Origin of the sequence: Paracraurococcus ruber (assembly GCF_004353985.1) — a bacterium.
Taxonomy (GTDB): Bacteria; Pseudomonadota; Alphaproteobacteria; order Acetobacterales; family Acetobacteraceae; genus Paracraurococcus; species Paracraurococcus ruber.
The window spans coordinates 1-16,939 of sequence record NZ_SMOA01000055.1 but is presented as its reverse complement, the minus strand read 5'-3'; the positions used below and the strand labels follow the sequence as shown (position 1 = coordinate 16,939).

Below are 16,939 nucleotides of genomic sequence, written 5' to 3'. Positions count from 1 at the left end.
GCGGAGAGTGCCAAGCCGGGGGGGCGCCGTCCAGGCGCCCCCGGGGTGGTTCAGAGCAGGCTCTCGATCCGGATCGGCAGCGTGCGGATGCGCTTGCCGGTGGCGTGGAAGACGGCATTGGCGATGGCGGCGTTGGTGCCGACATTGCCCAGCTCGCCCAGGCCCTTGATGCCCAGCGGCGTCGCCTTGTCCTCCTCCTCCAGCACCAGCACGTCCAGCTTCGGCACGTCGGCATTCACCGGGATCAGGTATTCCGCGATGTTGTCGTTGACGTAGCGGGCGCGCTTGCGGTCCATCTCCGTCGCCTCGTGCAGCGCGCTGCCGATGCCCCAGATCAGCCCGCCCATCAGCTGGCTGCGCGCGGTGCGGGGGTTGACGATGCGCCCCGCGGCGAAGGCGCCCAGGATGCGGGCGACGCGCGTCTCGGCCGTGCGGCTGTGGACCCGCACCTCGACGAACTCGGCGCCGAAGGCGGCCATGACACGGTCCTTGCCCTCCAGCCCGGCGCCGAGCGCCGGCTTGCCCTGATACAGGCTCTTCAGCGCGCCCTCCGGCAGGCCATGCGGGATGTTCTCCGCATAGACCTCGATGGCGCCGTTGCTGGCGCGGGCCATGGCCTCGGTCAGCGGCTCCGCAGCGCCGTCCGGCGCCCGCAGGCTGCCCTCCGCCAGGCGCAGCGTGGCGGGGTCGCGGCCCTGCAGCGGTCCCTGGCCGGCGGCGGCGGCGATGCGGGCGCGGATCTCCTCGCAGGCCTTCATCACCACGGCGCAGACGCTGGCGGTGACGTTGGATCCGCCAGAGACCGGGGACGGCGGCAGCTCGCTGCTGCCCATCTCCACCAGCACCTTCTCCAGCGGCAGCCCCAGCCCTTCCGCCGCCGCCTGCGCCACCACCGTATAGGTGCCGGTGCCGATCTCATGCGCCGCGGTCTGCACCCGGGCACGGCCATCCGGCGTCAGGGTCACGCGCGCGGTCGCGGCGCCGAGATGCGTCGGGTAGATGGTGGAGGCGCAGCCATAGCCCACCAGCCAGTCGCCGTCGCGCATGCTGCGCGGCTGCGGGGTGCGGTCCTTCCAGCCGAAGGCCTCGGCCCCGGCATCGAAGCAGCGCATCAGGCCGCGGCTGGTCCAGGGCAGGCCCTTCACGGATTCATGCGTGCTGTCGTTCACCCGCCGCAGCTCGATCGGGTCCATGCCGAGCGCATGGGCCAGCTCGTCCATCGCGCTCTCCAGCCCGAACATGTAGGGCACTTCGGGCGGGGAGCGCATGAAGCCCGGCGTGTTGCGGTCGGCGTGCAGGATGGTGACCTTGGTGCGGATATTCGGGCAGGCATACATCCGCGCCGTGGTCTGGGTGCCCGCCACCTTGTAGGGATCGGGGCGGGAGGAGACCTCGGTCCCCTCATGCACGAAGGCGACCAGCGTCCCGTCCGGGTTCGCCGCCAGCTTCACCCGTTGCCGCGTCTCGGCACGGTAGGTGGCGATGGTGAAGCCCTGGTCGCGCGTGGCCACCAGCTTCACCGGCCGGTTCAGCCGCCGCGCCGCGACCGCGATCAGCGCCGTGCGCTGGGTCAGCGACCCGCGGGAGCCGAAGGCGCCGCCGATGAAGGGGCTTTCCACCCGCACCAGGGAAGGATCGAGCCCGAGCTGCTTGGCCACGCCGTTGCGCAGGCCATGCACATACTGGCTGCCCTCCAGGATAGTCAGCCGGCCATTCTCCCAGCTCGCGGTGGTGGTGAAGAGCTCGATCGGGTTGTGATGCTGGGTCGGCGTCTCATAGGCCGCCTCGATCTTCACCGGCGCGGCGGCGAAGGCGGCATCGGCGTCGCCGACCTCGGCATCCTCATGGCCCTGCACGGCATCCTTGGCGTCCCGCGCCTCGGCACCCTCCGTGTCGAAGCCGGCCGAGGGCTGCTCCTCGGCATAGCGCACCTGCAGCCGGTAGGCGGCCTCGCGCGCCGTCTCGTAGCTTTCGGCCAGGACCACGGCGACGATCTCGCCATCGTGGTGGACGCGGTCATCCTCCAGCGGCCGCAGGGAACTGCCGGCATAGCCGCCGCCGGCGAAGAACCCGGCCTCCTGAACCTCCCCGCGCATGTTGCCGTGGTGCAGGATGTCCAGCACGCCCGGCACGCGGCGCGCCTCGGTCTCGTCGATCGCCGTCACCCGGCCGCGGGCGATGGCGCTGGTCACCAGGAAGGCCCAGGCCGGGTTCGGCACCGCCATGTCGGAGGCATAGTGCGCCGCGCCCGTCACCTTGGCCCGCCCATCCACCCGCACCGGGCTGGCGCCAATTCCCTGGCCGATCATACCCTCGGGCATCAGGCGATCTCCATCCGCTGCGCCTCGAGCAGCGCGCGCACCAGCGTGCGGCGGCCGAGCTCGGGCTTGTCATCGTTCTCGCCATGCGTGCGGGCGTCGCGGAAGGCGACCTCGGCGGCGCGCATCGCGCTCGCCTCGTCCAGCCTCTGGCCGGCCAGCGCCGCCTCCGCGTCCGTCGCGCGCCAGGGGCGGGTGGCGACGCCACCCAGGGCGATCCGCACCCCCCGCACACGGTCGCCATCCAGGTCCAGCGCCACCGCCGCGGAGGCGGCGGCGAAGGCGTAGCTCTGCCGGTCGCGTACCTTCACGTAGCGCGACCGCTTCGCCCAGGGGCCGGCCGGCACCTGGAAGGCGGTGATCAGCTCGCCCGGGCGGAGCGTGGTCTCGATATCCGGCCGGTCGCCCGGTGCGCGGTGCAGCTCCGCGAAAGGCATGCTGCGGCCGCCCTGCGGACCCTCGATCTCCACCACCGCGTCCAGCGCCATCAGCGCCTGGGCGAAGTCGCCGGGATAGCTGGCGATGCAATGCTCGCTGGTGCCGAGCACGGCGTGCAGCCGGTTGTAGCCATCCAGCGCGGCGCAGCCGGACCCGGGGTTGCGCTTGTTGCAGGCGGCGTAGGACACATCCCGGTAGTAGCTGCAGCGGGTGCGCTGCAGGACATTGCCGCCGAGGGTCGCCATGTTGCGCAACTGAGCGCTGGCGGCCAGGGCCAGGCTTTCCGCCAGCACCGGGAATTCGCGCCGCACCTCGACGTCGTCGGCCACCTGCGCCATGCGGGCCAGCGCGCCGAGGCGAAGCCCCTGCCCGTCCAGCCGGATGGCGCCGAGGCGGGATTCGAGCGGCCGGATGTCCAGCAGGCGCTCCGGCCGCAGCACGTCCAGCTTCATCAGGTCCAGCAGCGTGGTGCCGCCGGCCAGGACCATGGTCGGCACCGGCGCGGCGGCGGAGGAAGACCCGACCGGCACCGCGCGCTGCGCCGCGGCGGGATCCGGCACGCGTTCATAGGCGAAGGGGCGCATGGCTCAGGCCTTCTGCATCTGCGGCTTCGCCGCCTCGATGGCGGCGACGATGTTGGGATAGGCGGCGCAGCGGCAGAGATTGCCGCTCATGTACTCGCGGATGTCCTCGGGCGACTCCGCATGGCCTTCCTGCACGCAGCCGATGGCAGACATGATCTGGCCCGGCGTGCAGTAGCCGCACTGGTAGGCGTCGTGGTCCAGGAAGGCCTGCTGCATCGGGTGCAGCGCGCCATCGGGGCCGGCCAGGCCCTCGATGGTGGTGATCTCATGGCCTTCGGCGGCGGCGGCCAGGGTCAGGCAGGCCAGCACGCGACGGCCATCCAGCAGCACCGTGCAGGCGCCGCACTGCCCCTGGTCGCAGCCCTTCTTGGCGCCGGTCAGCGCCAGGTGCTCGCGCAGCGCGTCGAGCAGGGTCACGCGGGGGTCGAGCGCGACGGGATGCGCGCGGCCGTTGATGCGAAGCGTGTGCGTCATGGCGGGGTGTTCCTGCGGGGCTGGCTGCGCCGCGATGGCGTCGGGCAGCGCGGCCATGGCGGCGCCGGCGCCGAACAGGCCGCGGCGGCCGAGGGGGGGCGGGGTCATGCGGGCAGATATCCGGCGTGGTTGCGGCGGGAACGGTTGCGGCGCCACCGGGTTCCGGCGCGCCGCACGCCGTGCGCTGCGCCCGCTGGCCAGGCGGCCGGGCCTTTGCGACGGCGGCGGGCCGGGCGAGGATGCCGGCCGATGGACATCCTGGGGGCGTTGCCGCATGGCGCGGCGCTGGCCTGGCTGCTGGCGGCGGCGCTGGCCGGCGGCCTGGCGCGCGGCTTTTCCGGCTTCGGCGCGGCGCTGATCTTCGTCCCGCTGGCCTCGCTGGCGGTGGGGCCGCAGCGCGCGCCGCCGCTGATGCTGGCGCTGGAGGTCGCCGCGATCATCGCGCTGACGCCGCGGGCCTGGGCGCTGGCCGACCGGCGGGAGGTGGGCTGGCTCACCCTCGGCGCCGCGCTGGGCACGCCGCTGGGCGCGGCGGTGCTGGCGTTGGCGGAACCTCTGCTGCTGCGCTGGGCGGTGGTGCTGGTGGTGCTGGCGCTGCTCGGCCTGCTGGCGTCCGGCTGGCGCTTCCGCGGCACGCCGGCGCGGCCGGTGGCGCTGGGCTTCGGCGTCGCCGGCGGCGTGCTGGGCGGCGTGGCCATGGTCAGCGGCCCGCCCATCGTCGCCTATCTGCTGGGGCGGGAGAGCGATGCGCGCCGGCTGCGGGCCAATTTCGCGCTCTACATCGCCGCCGGCGGCGTGCTGGCCGGCATCGCCTATGCCGCCGCGGGGCTGCTGGACGCCGCGGTGCTGCCGCCCATGCTGGTGGCGGCGCCGGCCTATTGGGGCGGCATCTGGCTGGGCGCGCGCATGTTCGGCCTGGCCAGCGACCTGACCTTCCGGCGGCTGTGCTACGGCATGATCGCGGCCGCGGCGCTGATCAGCCTGCCGCTCTGGGACGGGGTGTTGCGGTAGCGGCCCCTGAAGCCCTCAATGACGCGGGATGGAGGAGGACGGACCATGGGCGACTACTCACCGACCGGTTTCCGCGCGCTGACCTGGCACGACCAGGCGCCGGCCTTCCGCGACGGGACGGATACGCCGCGCGGCTACCTGGAGCGCTGCCTGGCGACCATCGCCGAGCGCGAGCCTGTCGTGCGGGCCTGGACCGCGATCAACGAGGCCGGGGCGCGCGCGGCGGCCGATGCCAGCACGGCGCGCTGGAAGGCCGGGCGGCCGCTCTCGCCCATCGACGGCATGCCGATCGGCATCAAGGACCTGCTGGAGACGCGGGACATGCCGACCGAGATGGGCTGCGCCGCCTACAAGGGGAATTTCCCGAAGCGGGACAATGCCGCGGTGCGGGCGCTGCGGGACGCCGGGGCGGTGGTGCTGGGCAAGACGGTGACGACGGAGCTTGGCGGCAGCCATCCCGGCCCGACGACCAATCCCTTCGATCCGGCGCGGACGCCGGGCGGCTCCTCCTCCGGCTCCGCCGCCGCGGTGGGCGCGCGGATGGTGCCGGCGGCGATCGGCACGCAGGTGGGCGGCAGCATCGTCCGGCCGGCGGCCTATTGCGGCAATGTCGCCATCAAGCCGACCATGGGCGGCATCAACCGCGGCGAACGGCAGGCGACCAGCATGAGCACGCATGGGCCGCATGCGGGCTGCGTGGAGGATGCCTGGCTGGTGGCGATGGCCATCGCCTCCCGCGTCGGCGGCGACCCCGGGCGTGTCGCGTTCAGCGGTCCGGCCGCGCCGCCGGCGCCACTGAAGCCGGAGCGGCTGGTGGTGATGGAGACGGAGGGCTGGGCGGAGCTGGATGCGGGCACCAAGGCCGCCTTCGCCACGCTGCTCGGGCGGCTGGAGGCGGCGGGCGTGGCGCTGATCCGCCGCGCCGACCATCCGCTGGTGGAGCGGTTCGAGCGGGGCATCAATGGCGCGCGCGCCCTCTGCAATGCCATCACCGGCTGGGAGAATCGCTGGGGCACGCGCAACCTGGTGGACCAGTTCCCCGATGGCGTGAGCGAGCGCGCGAAGCAGGTGCTGGCGAAGGCCGAGGCGATGGGCGTGGCCGACTACCAGGACGCGTTGGCGGCGCGGGAGGAGGCGCAGCTGCGGCATGCCCGCATCGCGCCGCTGGCCGATGCGGTGATCGGGCTGGCCTGTCCCGGCCCGGCGCCGCTGTGGGGCGGGGACGTGCCGGGGCAGCCGCTGAACCCGCGGCCGACCGGCGATTTCGTCTTCAACGCGCCCAGTTCCATGCTGTTCGCGCCGGCGGTGACGGTGCCGCTGCTGGCGGTGGAGGGCATGCCGGTGGGCGTGCAGGTGATGGCGCAGCCCAACCAGGACGCCCGCGCCGCCGCCATCGGACGCTGGCTGCTGCAAGCGGCGATATAGACTTGCAGAAAACAGAAGGGGGCCCGGGGGAATACCTTCCCCCGGACTTACCGTTCGAACTCGCGCCGTAGCGTAATGGCGGGATTGCGCGTGAAGAACCCGTAGGGCTTCAGTTCGATCCGGTGCCACTTGGTCGGCAGCACCGGCCAGTCCTCCGGGCGCGTCAGGTGGTGGAAGCCCATCGTCGCCCAGACCACCAGGTCGCTGTTCTCGATGCTGCGCCCGCGCGCGACGAAGCGCGGCAGCCCGTCGCCGCCGCTCGCCTGGTTCGGCCAGGCGCCAGCGGCGTGCTTCTCCGCGGGGTCGTAGGCGGTGACCCAGAGCGGCGCGGCGGTGAAGGCGGCGCGCCGCTGCGGGAAGTCCTCCCGGTCCAGCAGCGATGTCGCGGAATGGCCGAGGATGATCTCGTAGCCCGGGTTGTGGCCGAGCGCTGTGGTGACGCCGGGATTCACCACGCGCCAGGTCTCCGGCGCATGGCCGGGTTCGATGGCGCCTTCGGTCGGCATGGGGACGCGTTCCGGCTGCCACAGGCTGCGGCGCGGCGTGCCGGCATTGGCGCGGCGCGGCGCCAGGCGTTCGCGCAGGATGCTGTTGGTCGGCCCGTCCACGTCCAGGTCCAGCCGGAAGGAGATGTAGTGGTCGTGCCAGACGCCGACGGCGCCTGGCGCGATCAGCATGCCGGTCATGGTCTCGGCCGCCGCGGTCGGGTCGGCCATGCTGCGCGCCGCGACGCCGCGCACGGCATCCATCCCCGTCGCACCCACGTCAATCCGGATCTCGCCGCGACTCGTAAAAACCCAGTCCACGACGTAGTCGTAATTGCCGATGCTGGGGATGCTGCGCGCCACCAGCTCGACCTCCGGCCGTCCCTCGTAGCTCTCGTCCACGATCTCGGCATGGCGCCAGGCGGGGTTGCCGGTATTGCGTTCGAAGACGCAGAGCACGGCCTCCATCGTCACCGGCTTGCCGTCGTCGCCGGGCAGCACGGCATCCAGGAACTGCGCATGCGCCGGGCAATCCGTGCCGGGCTGCAGGCGGGAGGACAGCGCGCCGAAGCCGTACTCCCCGATATCCATGTAGGAGCGGTAGTACCAGGCCTCCGACGCATCCATGTAGGGGACGAACATCTCCGACGCATAGCCCTGGTACAGCACCGGGCGTTCGCGCCCGGCTTCCGCCCAGCGCGCCAGCGAGACCACCGGGCCGAAGCGGCGGTCCAGCTTCAGATGGAAGCGCCAGTGGTCCCAGGCGACATCGCGGTTGGCGATGGTCACGTTGCCGCCGCGCGGGGCCGACAACAGGATGGGTTTCATGGCCGGGCGCAGGTCGGGCAGGCTGGCCTCGTCCACCCGGTCCGGCCCTTCGCGCACCGGCACCACGCCGGTATCGACCACGCGCAGCACGCGGCCCTCGCCCAGGTCCACGATGGCGAACAGGCCCTCGATCGGGCGGCCATGCACGGTGGTGCGCGCGCCGGCGGTCTCGTAGCAGGGCACGCGCAGCAGACGGCGGCCGCGCTCCTCCGCCGTCTCAAACCAGCCGACGGTCAGCGGCGCGCAGAACAGCGTGTCGAAGGCCGTGTAGCCGCGCTTGCGCATCGCCGCCTGCCAGTCGGGATGCGCGAGGGTGAGCTTGGAGGCGAGGTCCCATTCCTCGATCAGCACGCCAGACTGCGCATCGGCGATGGCACGCGGGCCATCCACCCGGGCACTGGCCAGGTCCACCTCGGCCTCCGCCAGCGCGGTGCCGCGGCGCAGCACGACATGGGCGCGGCGCGGCGCGGACTGGCCGGCCAGGATGGCGGCTTTCGGCGGCTCCGCCAGTTCCACCGCGACGAAGCGCGTCGCGTCGTCGGCCGCGCCGGCGGCGCGCAGGGCGGCGACCGCAGCCTCGATCTCCGGCCCGGTCAGCGGGTCCAGCGGATGCGCCGTTGCAACGCTGCCGAGTGCCAGACAGGCCGCCAGGGTCCAGCGCACCAGCCGCATGCCCCCCTCCCCTTCGATGCAATGCGGCATCACAGCCGGTTCGGAAGCGAACCGCGAGCGATTTCGCGTGTTCCGGCAGCCGGACATGGCAACGGACCGGAAGGGAGACGGCATGGGTCATCAGGTGGGCTGGCTGGCGCCGCTGGCGGTGGCGGCGCTGCTCTCGGCGCCGGCGCTGTCGCAGCAGGCGCCCTCGCTGATGTACCTGCAGCCGCTGGCACCGGCCGCGGTGACCGCGGTGCAGGAGAAATTGCGCCAGGCCGGCGCCTATAGCGGCCGGCCGGACGGCGTCTGGGGGCCGGACAGCCAGGCGGCGCTGGAACGCTTCCAGATGACCCGCGGCCTGGTGCCGACGCGGGACCTGAATCCCGCCACAGCCGCCACGCTGGGCCTGAGCCCGAGCGAGTTGCTGGCCGCGGGGCCCACCGCCGGGCCGGCGCCGGGCACGCCCGCCGCGATGTCGACCGAGACGCTGAACCCGGCTGCGGTGCGCAACATCCAGCAGCGGCTGCGGGCGTTGAATTTCTACCAGGGGCCGGTGGACGGGGCTTGGGGCGCGGGCACGCAGGCCGCCATCGAGCGGTTCCAGCAGGGGCGCGGGCTGCAGGCGACGGGTCAGGTCAACCCGGCCACGGCGCAGGCGCTGGGGCTGGATCCGAACAACCTCGGCAAGTGATGCCGGTGCGCGGACGGCCTGACGTCCGCGCACCGGCATCGCGCGCAGGGTTGGCGCGGCGGCAGCGCGCCAAACCGAAAGAACATGCCGGGAAAGGGCGCTGCCCTTCCCCGGATCCCAACCCGCCAGGCCACGGGCGTGGCCTGGGCCGGCGTTATTTCGGCCTCACCCCAAGCGCGAGGGTGCGTTCGTCCATGCGGGGGTCGTGCGCCAGGCCGCGGCGATGCGCCCAGGTGTTCACATATTGCAGGAGCTGGATCATCGGCTCCTGCTTCGCGTAATAGGCGACGGCCTCGCGCCAGATCGCCTCGCGCTGCTCGTCATCCATCGTCGCCGCGCCGCGCTGCAGCAGGTCGTCGATCACCGGGTCGGAATGCCGCGTCATGTTGGACGCGCCGGTCAGCCTCTGCCGGTCGAAGGTGGAGACGATGGCGAGCAGGTAGTTCGACGCCTCCCCCGTGCTGCTGCCCCAGGCGCCAAGCTGCATCGCATGCTCCTGCCGGCTGCGGCGCGGCACGAAGGCGGTGAAGGGCATGGCGTCCACCTGCGTGCGCACGCCGATCCGCGTCCACATCTGCGCCACCGCCTGCGACAGCCGGGCATCGTTCGGCCAACGGTCGTTCGGCGTGGCGAGGGTGAGGCGGAAGCCCTCGGGGAAGCCGGCCTCGGCCAGCAGGCGGCGCGCCCCATCCGGGTCGAAGCCCGTGGGCTTCGCATCGGGGTTGAAGCCGAAGGCGCCGCGCGGCAGCCACTGCGCCGTCGCCTCCGCCGCGCCATCCATCGCGCGCTCCACCAGCGCATCGCGGTTGATCGCCATGGACAGCGCCTTGCGCACCCGGACGTCGAGAAAGGGGTTGCGCGGCAGCGGCGTGCCGGCATTGTCCGTCACCAGCGGGTTCGCGCCGGTGCGGGAATAGTCGGGCGAGAGGAAGACGGTCCGCAGCGACGGGATCTCCGTCACCACCACCTTCGGGTCGCGCTTCAGCCGGGCGATGTCGGTGGTCGGGATCTGCTCGATCAGGTCCACGTCGCCCGCCAGCAGCGCCGCCGTGCGGGCGCCGTCGTTCAGCAGGAAGCGGACGGTCACGCGGGACCAGGGCTCGCGCGGGCCCCACCAGGCGTCGTTGCGGGCAAGCTCGACCCGGTCGCCGGACCGGTAGGCCGCAAGGCGGTAGGGCCCGGTGCCGATCGCCGCCTTGCCGGTGTTGTAGTCCTCGGTCTGCGCGCCCTCCGCCGCATGGCGGGCGATGATGCTGACCGAAGCGAGGTCGAGCGGCAGCAGCGGATGCGGCTGGCGGGTGTGGATGCGGAGGGTGTGGGCATCCACCACCTCCGTCCGCTCGATGGCGCGGAGGAAGCCGCCGAAGCCGCCCGGGCTGTTCGGCACTTCCGGCACGCGCGCGAAGGTGAAGACCACGTCGTCGGCGGTGAAGGGCCGGCCGTCATGCCAGGTGACGCCGCGGCGCAGCTTGAACTCCCAGACCGTGTCGGACAGGGCGCGGTAGCTCTCGGCCAGCGACGGGTGCGGCCGGGCGCGGCCGTCGCGCTCCACCAGCCGGTCGAAGATGTGCTGGCCCATGGCGTTGTTGGGGCCGAGGTTGTGGTAGTGCGGGTCGATGGTGGTGACCGCCGCGGCATAGCCGAGCACCAGCGCATCGGGCGACCGCTGCGCGGCGGCGGGAAGCGCCGGCAGCGCCAGCAGCGCGGCGGCCAGGGCCAGGGCCGCCCGGCGGCGGCGATCCGCGGCCCGCGGGCGGGTCCCCTGCCATGGCGCGGCGGCGGAGCCCGCCCACGCAGGGGCGGTGGGCAATGGGCGGCGGGGCTTGGGCATCCCTGGTCTCTCCCGGTCTTTGGCCGGAGAGTAGGGATGCCGCCCCGCGGCGTCCAAGCCCGGACACGAAAAACCCCGCCCGGCACGCGGCCGGGCGGGGTCGTTCAGGGCATGCCGCGCCGGATCAGCTCTCCCGCTCGACCATCATCTGCTTGATCTTGCCGATCGCCGCGGCCGGGTTCAGCCCCTTCGGGCAGGTCCGGGCGCAGTTCATGATGGTGTGGCAGCGGTACAGCCGGAACGGGTCCTGCAGGTTGTCCAGCCGCTCGCCCGTCGCCTCGTCGCGGCTGTCCGCGATCCAGCGATAGGCCTGCAGTAGCACCGCCGGGCCCAGATAGCGGTCGCCGTTCCACCAGTAGGACGGGCAGGCGGTGGAGCAGCAGAAGCACAGGATGCACTCCCACAGCCCGTCGAGCTGCGCCCGCTCCTCCTTGCTCTGGCGCCGCTCGCCATCCGGCGGCGGCGGGGTGTCGGACTTCAGCCAGGGCTCGACGCTGCGGAGCTGCGCGTAGAGCTGCGACAGGTCCGGCACCAGGTCCTTCACCACCGGCAGGTGCGGCAGCGGGTGGATCTTCACATCGGCCTTCACGTCCTCGATCGGCTTGAGGCAGGCGAGGGTGTTGAGGCCGTCGATGTTCATCGAGCAGGAGCCGCAGATCCCCTCCCGGCAGGACCGCCGGAAGGTGAGCGTGCTGTCCACCTCGTTCTTGATCTTGATGAGCGCGTCGAGAACCATCGGACCGCACTTGTCCAGGTCGATCTCGAAGGTGTCGGTGCGCGGGTTCTCGCCCGAGTCCGGGTCGTAGCGATAGATCCTGAACAGCTTGGTGTTCTTCGCGCCGGCCTCGGCCCGATGGACCTTGCCCTGCTGGATGGTGCTGTTCTTGGGGAGGGTGAACGTAGCCATGGGGCGCGTGCTTCCTTAGTAGACCCGGGCCTTCGGGGGGAAGACCTGGACCTCGTTCGTCAGGGTCCGCATCTTCACGTCGCGGTAGTCGAGCTTGACGCCGCCCTTCTCATCCACCCAGGCAAGGGTGTGCTTCATCCAATTCTGGTCGTCGCGCTCGGGGAAATCCTCCTGCGCATGCGCGCCGCGGCTTTCCTTGCGCGCCTCGGCGCCGACGATGGTCGTCATCGCGTTGCCGATCAGGTTGTCCAGCTCCAGCGCCTCCACCAGGTCGCTGTTCCAGATCAGGCTGCGGTCGGCGACCTTGATGTCGCCATAGCCGCCATGGACCTTCTTCATCTTCTCCACGCCTTCCTGGAGAAGCTGGCTGGTCCGGAACACCGCGGCATGCGTCTGCATGGTCCGCTGCATCTCCAGCCGCAGGTCGCCGACGCGGGTGCCGCCCTTGGCGTTGCGCACGCGGTCCAGGCGGTCGAGCGACTTCTCCCCGGCGCCGGCGGGCAGGGCCGGCTGGCTGCCGCCGGGCTTCACCGTCTCCGACGCGCGATGCGCCGCGGCGCGGCCGAAGACGACGAGGTCGAGCAGGGAGTTGGTGCCGAGCCGGTTGGCGCCGTGCACGCTGACGCAGGCCGCCTCGCCCACCGCCATCAGGCCCGGCACCACGCGGTCCTGGTCCTGCGCCGTCGGGTTCAGCACCTCGGTGTGGATGTTCGTCGGGATGCCGCCCATGTTGTAGTGGACGGTCGGGAGCATCGGGATCGGCTCCTTCGTCACGTCCACGCCGGCGAAGATCTTCGCGGTCTCGGAGATGCCGGGCAGCCGCTCATGCAGGATCTCGGCGCCCAGATGCTCCAGGTGCAGGTGGATGTGGTCCTTGTGCGGGCCGACGCCCCTGCCTTCGCGGATCTCGATCGACATGGCGCGGGAGACCACGTCGCGGGACGCCAGGTCCTTCGCGGTCGGCGCGTAGCGCTCCATGAAGCGCTCGCCCTCGCTGTTCGTGAGGTAGCCGCCCTCGCCGCGCGCGCCTTCCGTCACCAGGCAGCCGCTGCCGTAGATGCCGGTCGGGTGGAACTGCACGAACTCGTTGTCCTGCAGCGGCAGGCCGGCGCGCAGCACCATGCCGCCGCCATCGCCCGTGCAGGTATGGGCGGAGGTGCAGGAGAAATAGGCCCGGCCATAGCCGCCGGTCGCCAGCACCGTCTGCTGCGCGCGGAAGCGGTGGATCGACCCGTCCTCGAGGCACCAGGCGATGACGCCGCGGCAGGCGCCCTCCTCGTCCATGATGAGGTCGAGGGCGAAATACTCGACGAAGAACTCGCAGTTATGCCTCAGCGACTGCTGGTAGAGCGTGTGCAGGATGGCGTGGCCGGTGCGGTCGGCGGCGGCGCAGGCCCGCATCGCCGGCGTCTTGCCGTAGTTCTGCATGTGGCCGCCGAAGGGCCGCTGGTAGATGCGGCCATCCTCGGTGCGGCTGAAGGGCACGCCGTAGTGCTCCAGCTCGATGATGGCCGGGATCGCCTCCCGGCACATGTATTCGATGGCGTCCTGGTCTCCCAGCCAGTCCGACCCCTTCACGGTGTCGTACATGTGCCAGCGCCAGTCATCCTCGCCCATGTTGCCCAGCGCGGCGCCGACGCCGCCCTGCGCCGCCACGGTGTGGCTGCGCGTCGGGAAGACCTTGGTGATGCAGGCGGTCTTGAGCCCCGAGGCGCCCATGCCGAAGGTGGCGCGCAACCCGGCGCCGCCTGCCCCCACCACCACGACGTCGTAGGTGTGGTCAACGATCCGGTAGGCGCCCCGGCTGGGCATGCTGATCGCGTTCATCGTCCGTCCGTATCCCTTCCGCCCTTCTGCCGGGCGGGCCAATCGAACACCATGGGCCATGCGGCCCAACCCAATCCGGCCGGCCTCGCGGCCCGACCCAACTCCGCGGACCCTTCGGCCCGATCACGTCACGCGGGCCATCCGGCCCGGCCCAACCCCGCGGACCACCCCGCCCGATCACGCCGCGCCGGCCGTTCTGCCCGACCCAACCCCGCAGGCCCCGTGGCCCCACCAAAACCCGGCGAGCCATCCGGCCCGGGCGATTCTCCCCCCGGCCATGCCCGGCGGCGCGGCACCGGGTCCCGCGCGCGGGCATCGCCTTCGCTCCGGAACCGGGCGGCCGCGGCCAGGGCGCGGCCGTCAGACCGCGATCCGCAGGACCGCCAGGGCCGAGGCGATGGCCAGCAACCAGCAGATGGCCTTGATCGCCAGGATGGCACCCACCTTGACCCATTCCTGATTTGCATAGTCCTCGATGATGACCTGCATCCCGGCGGCGGTGTGATGGAAGGTGAGGCCGATGGCGGCCAGCAGCAGCACGGCGTTCAGCGGCTGCGCGATCCAGTCCCGCGTCACCTCATAGGGCGCGCCGGCGAGGCTGGCGGCCGAGAGCGCGAACCACAGCGTCAGCGGCAGCAGCGCGATGGAGGTGACGCGCTGCATCCACCAGTGATGCGTGCCGCCCTTGGCGGAGCCCAGGCCGCGCACGCGGCCGAGCGGGGAGCGGAGGGTGGTGTTCCGGGCGAAGTCGTTGCCGGCCATGACGGTATTCCTCAGTTCGCCCAGGCGATGATGGCGATGACCCAGGTCAGCACGGTCATCACCGCGGTGCCGATCAGCACGGCCCAGCCGGACTTGTAGGTGGTCGGGATCGCGTAGCCGTATCCCGCATCCCAGGCGAGGTGACGGACGCCGTTCAGGGTGTGGAACCAGGCCGCCGCGGTCAGCCCGAACATTCCCAGCACGCCAAGCCAGGAGGAGAGGAACCAGGACACGCCTGCATAGGCCCCGGGGCCGGATGCCGTCGCCACCAGCCACCAGACCAGCACCACCAGGCCCGCCGTCCAGGCGGCGCCGGTGATGCGGCCGGCGATCGACAGGGCGCTGGTCAGCTGGAACATGTCGTACACCTGCAGGTGCGGCGACAGGGGGCGGCGGATGGGCGTGCCGTCCGACTTGCGACCGATCATGGTCGCCTCGCGCGAATCCTGCATGATGGACATTCGTCAATGCACTCCGGGCCTTGGGCCGCAGGCAGGCGCGGCCGCCGTGTTCGAGGGTTTTATTGTGCCGTGCGGCATAGCGTCAATTGCACCCGCCCGCCTGCGTAACCATATAGACGCGGGGTGCATAGGAATATTATCCTTGGCGGCATGCCCGAGTCCCCGCCCGCGCTGCCACCGCCGCCGCCGCCGCGCCCAACGCTCGCCCAGCGGCTGCGGGCCGGGGCCGACATCACGGCGCGGCTGCTGACCGCCATCGCCTCGGCCATCGCCATCTGGAAGGCGATGCATTGAGGCGGCGGCCGCCCTTCCTCCAAAGCCCGCCCGGCGCCGGCGGTTCCGCGCCCGGCGCCCCGGCGGGCCGAAGCCGATCGCGGGGTGCGACCCCACCCTGCGATCGGCGGCCCGGGCCAGCCTGCGGCGCGGCGCGATCGGCGGGGTGCGGTCGCCTGGGCGGGCGCACCCGCCCGCGGCGGGAGGACCGGCATGCGTCGGCATCCGCCATCGGCTGCGATCCGCCTGGCCGCTCAACCGGCCAGCTTCAGGCCGGCGACGCCGGCCAGGATGAGGGCGAGGCAGAGGATGCGCGCCGCGCTCGCCGGGTCGCCCTCCACCGCCATGCCCCAGATCGCCGCGCCGGCGGCGCCGATTCCGGTCCAGACCGCATAGACCGTCCCGATCGGGATGGTCTGCAGCGCCCGCGACATGCAGTAGAAGCTGACCGCCATGGCGCCGATGGTCGCCAGGCTCGGCAGCAGGCGGCTGAAGCCGTCGGTGTATTTCAGCAGCACCGCCCAGACGACCTCGAAGCCGCCGGCGATCGCCAGCCAGATCCATGCCATGCGCCCATCTCCCGGTCTTGTCCTGCCCCGCCCGGCCGGCGGGGTGCAGGGCGGGAGGAAGCGCGGCGCGGCGGGAATGGCCAGCGACAATCCCGGGACCCTGCCGCGCGGCCCGGCGCGCATCCGCCGTTCCCATCCGGCGCCCGCCCGCCCTACCCTGCCGGCAAGGACAGGAACCCTGGGGAGGGGACAGGCCATGCGACGACTCGCCCGCCGCGCGCTGCTCGCGGCGCCCATGCTGCTGCCCGGGCTGCGGGCCGCGGCGCAGGGCTTCCCGGCCCGCAGCCTGACCTGGATCGTCCCCTTCGCCGCCGGCGGCATCACCGACACCTCGGCCCGGACGCTCGCGCAGCGCATGGGCCAGGTCCTCGGCCAGAGCGTGGTGGTGGAGAACCGGCCGGGCGCCGGCGGCACCATCGGGGCGGAAGCGGTGGCCCGCAGCGCGCCGGATGGCTACACCTTCCTCTATGGCAGCCAGGGGCCGATGGCGTCGGCCCCCGCCATGTTCCCCGGCCTGCGCTACGACCCGCAGCGGGACCTGGCGCCGGTGCATGGCCTCGGCGCCTCCCCCCACCTCATCGTCTGCGCGCCCTCGCGGCCCTGGCACAGCCTGGCCGACCTGGTGGCGGCGGCGCGGGCCCGGCCGGACGGCCTCACCTATGCCTCGGTCGGCGTCGGCACGTCCCCGCATCTGGCGGCCGAGACGCTGCTGCAGGCGACCGGGGCGCGGATGGTGCACGCGCCCTATGCCAACGGCACCCAGGGGCTGAACGACGTCATCGCCGGCCGGGTGGATGCGATGTGGGACTACCCGCTGACCAGCCTCGGCCATGTGCGGGAAGGCCGGCTGCGCGCGCTCGCGGTCACCGACGGCCAGCGCGTCCGCCTGGCGCCCGAGGTGCCGACGGTGGCCGAGGCCGGCTTCGCCGCGGCGGAATCGGTGCCCTGGGCCGGGCTCTTCGTCGCGGCGCGGACGCCGGATGCGGTCATCGCCCGCCTGTCCGCCGCGCTGCGGGAGGCGATGGGCGACCCGAAGGTGCAGGAGTTCTTCGACGGCACGGCCACGGTGCTGTGGCCGGAGATGGGGCCGCAGGAGTTGCGCGCCTTCCTCGCCGCGGAGATCCCGCGCATCGCCCGGCTGATCGAACGGTCGGGGGCGCGGCCCGGCTGAGGGCTTGCGGCGGTCGGCACGCCTGATGCCCGCCGCGATGCGGCCGGCGCGGCGAGACGAGTCGCATGGGCGTCCCGGCGCGGGCACGCCGTCCGGACACCCCCCGCTGTCGCACTCTCCCCGGCGCGCAGCCCGGCGCACCGGCGGCGGTTGCGCCGGTGCGCCGGTCAGCGTCGCCCCAGGCCCGGGCCGTCGCGCCCCGCCGGCGGCAGTCCCGCCGCGGCCGC

Annotated in this window: 15 protein-coding genes; 5 read left to right on the top strand and 10 right to left on the bottom strand. The window is 72.6% G+C overall.

Annotation, left to right across the window (positions count from 1 at the left end):
* Positions 1-50 precede the first annotated feature (50 nt).
* From E2C05_RS12630 to E2C05_RS12620, 3 genes are read right to left on the bottom strand one after another with little or no spacing between them, the layout of a single operon-like run.
* Positions 51-2,321 (bottom strand): xanthine dehydrogenase family protein molybdopterin-binding subunit, encoded by a 2,271-nt coding sequence (locus tag E2C05_RS12630; RefSeq protein ID WP_133219995.1) that lies wholly within the window; start codon positions 2,319-2,321, stop codon positions 51-53.
* Positions 2,321-3,340 (bottom strand): FAD binding domain-containing protein, encoded by a 1,020-nt coding sequence (locus E2C05_RS12625; protein WP_133219994.1) that lies wholly within the window; start codon positions 3,338-3,340, stop codon positions 2,321-2,323. The genes E2C05_RS12630 and E2C05_RS12625 overlap by 1 nt, the downstream gene beginning before the upstream one ends.
* 3 nt (positions 3,341-3,343) lie before the next feature.
* Complete coding sequence (locus tag E2C05_RS12620) at positions 3,344-3,814, bottom strand: (2Fe-2S)-binding protein (RefSeq protein WP_240046719.1); 471 nt, start codon at positions 3,812-3,814, stop codon at positions 3,344-3,346.
* Between the two features lie 249 nt (positions 3,815-4,063).
* Here E2C05_RS12620 and E2C05_RS12615 point away from each other — a divergent pair, with 249 nt between their 5' ends.
* The gene (locus tag E2C05_RS12615) at positions 4,064-4,825 is read left to right on the top strand and encodes a sulfite exporter TauE/SafE family protein (RefSeq protein ID WP_133219992.1); all 762 of its coding nucleotides are present in this window, start codon (positions 4,064-4,066) and stop codon (positions 4,823-4,825) included.
* Positions 4,826-4,870: 45 nt separating this feature from the next.
* Positions 4,871-6,250: an amidase gene (locus E2C05_RS12610; RefSeq protein WP_133219991.1), complete on the top strand. Its 1,380-nt coding sequence runs from the start codon at positions 4,871-4,873 to the stop codon at positions 6,248-6,250.
* Positions 6,251-6,297: 47 nt separating this feature from the next.
* Here E2C05_RS12610 and E2C05_RS12605 read toward each other — a convergent pair whose 3' ends face one another.
* The gene (locus tag E2C05_RS12605) at positions 6,298-8,235 is read right to left on the bottom strand and encodes a copper amine oxidase (protein ID WP_158292087.1); all 1,938 of its coding nucleotides are present in this window, start codon (positions 8,233-8,235) and stop codon (positions 6,298-6,300) included.
* Positions 8,236-8,347: 112 nt separating this feature from the next.
* On the opposite strand from E2C05_RS12605, the gene E2C05_RS12600 reads away from it, so the two are divergent.
* Positions 8,348-8,911, top strand: coding sequence for a peptidoglycan-binding domain-containing protein (locus E2C05_RS12600; RefSeq protein WP_158292086.1), 564 nt, complete (start codon positions 8,348-8,350; stop codon positions 8,909-8,911).
* Positions 8,912-9,065: 154 nt separating this feature from the next.
* Here E2C05_RS12600 and E2C05_RS12595 read toward each other — a convergent pair whose 3' ends face one another.
* From E2C05_RS12595 to sdhC, 5 genes are all read right to left on the bottom strand, one after another.
* Positions 9,066-10,742: an ABC transporter substrate-binding protein gene (locus E2C05_RS12595; protein ID WP_133219988.1), complete on the bottom strand. Its 1,677-nt coding sequence runs from the start codon at positions 10,740-10,742 to the stop codon at positions 9,066-9,068.
* 124 nt (positions 10,743-10,866) lie between these two features.
* Positions 10,867-11,649, bottom strand: coding sequence for a succinate dehydrogenase iron-sulfur subunit (locus E2C05_RS12590; protein WP_133219987.1), 783 nt, complete (start codon positions 11,647-11,649; stop codon positions 10,867-10,869).
* A gap of 15 nt (positions 11,650-11,664) precedes the next feature.
* On the bottom strand, positions 11,665-13,476 hold the full coding sequence (gene sdhA, locus E2C05_RS12585) for a succinate dehydrogenase flavoprotein subunit (protein WP_133219986.1): 1,812 nt from the start codon (positions 13,474-13,476) through the stop codon (positions 11,665-11,667).
* A 360-nt stretch (positions 13,477-13,836) separates the two neighbouring features.
* A complete protein-coding gene (gene sdhD / locus E2C05_RS12580; RefSeq protein ID WP_133219985.1) occupies positions 13,837-14,238 on the bottom strand; it encodes a succinate dehydrogenase, hydrophobic membrane anchor protein in 402 nt (133 codons plus the stop codon).
* Between the two features lie 11 nt (positions 14,239-14,249).
* The gene (sdhC, locus tag E2C05_RS12575) at positions 14,250-14,690 is read right to left on the bottom strand and encodes a succinate dehydrogenase, cytochrome b556 subunit (RefSeq protein WP_240046717.1); all 441 of its coding nucleotides are present in this window, start codon (positions 14,688-14,690) and stop codon (positions 14,250-14,252) included.
* Positions 14,691-14,849: 159 nt separating this feature from the next.
* Here sdhC and E2C05_RS32970 point away from each other — a divergent pair, with 159 nt between their 5' ends.
* Positions 14,850-14,993 carry a hypothetical protein gene (locus E2C05_RS32970; protein WP_158292085.1) on the top strand — a complete coding sequence of 48 codons (144 nt, stop codon included), beginning with the start codon at positions 14,850-14,852 and terminating at the stop codon, positions 14,991-14,993.
* A gap of 233 nt (positions 14,994-15,226) precedes the next feature.
* Here the strand turns inward: E2C05_RS32970 and sugE are convergent, their stop codons facing one another.
* Positions 15,227-15,541: a quaternary ammonium compound efflux SMR transporter SugE gene (gene sugE / locus E2C05_RS12570; RefSeq protein WP_133219983.1), complete on the bottom strand. Its 315-nt coding sequence runs from the start codon at positions 15,539-15,541 to the stop codon at positions 15,227-15,229.
* 196 nt (positions 15,542-15,737) lie between these two features.
* On the opposite strand from sugE, the gene E2C05_RS12565 reads away from it, so the two are divergent.
* A complete protein-coding gene (locus tag E2C05_RS12565; protein WP_133219982.1) occupies positions 15,738-16,712 on the top strand; it encodes a Bug family tripartite tricarboxylate transporter substrate binding protein in 975 nt (324 codons plus the stop codon).
* The last annotated feature ends 227 nt before the right edge of the window (positions 16,713-16,939 follow it).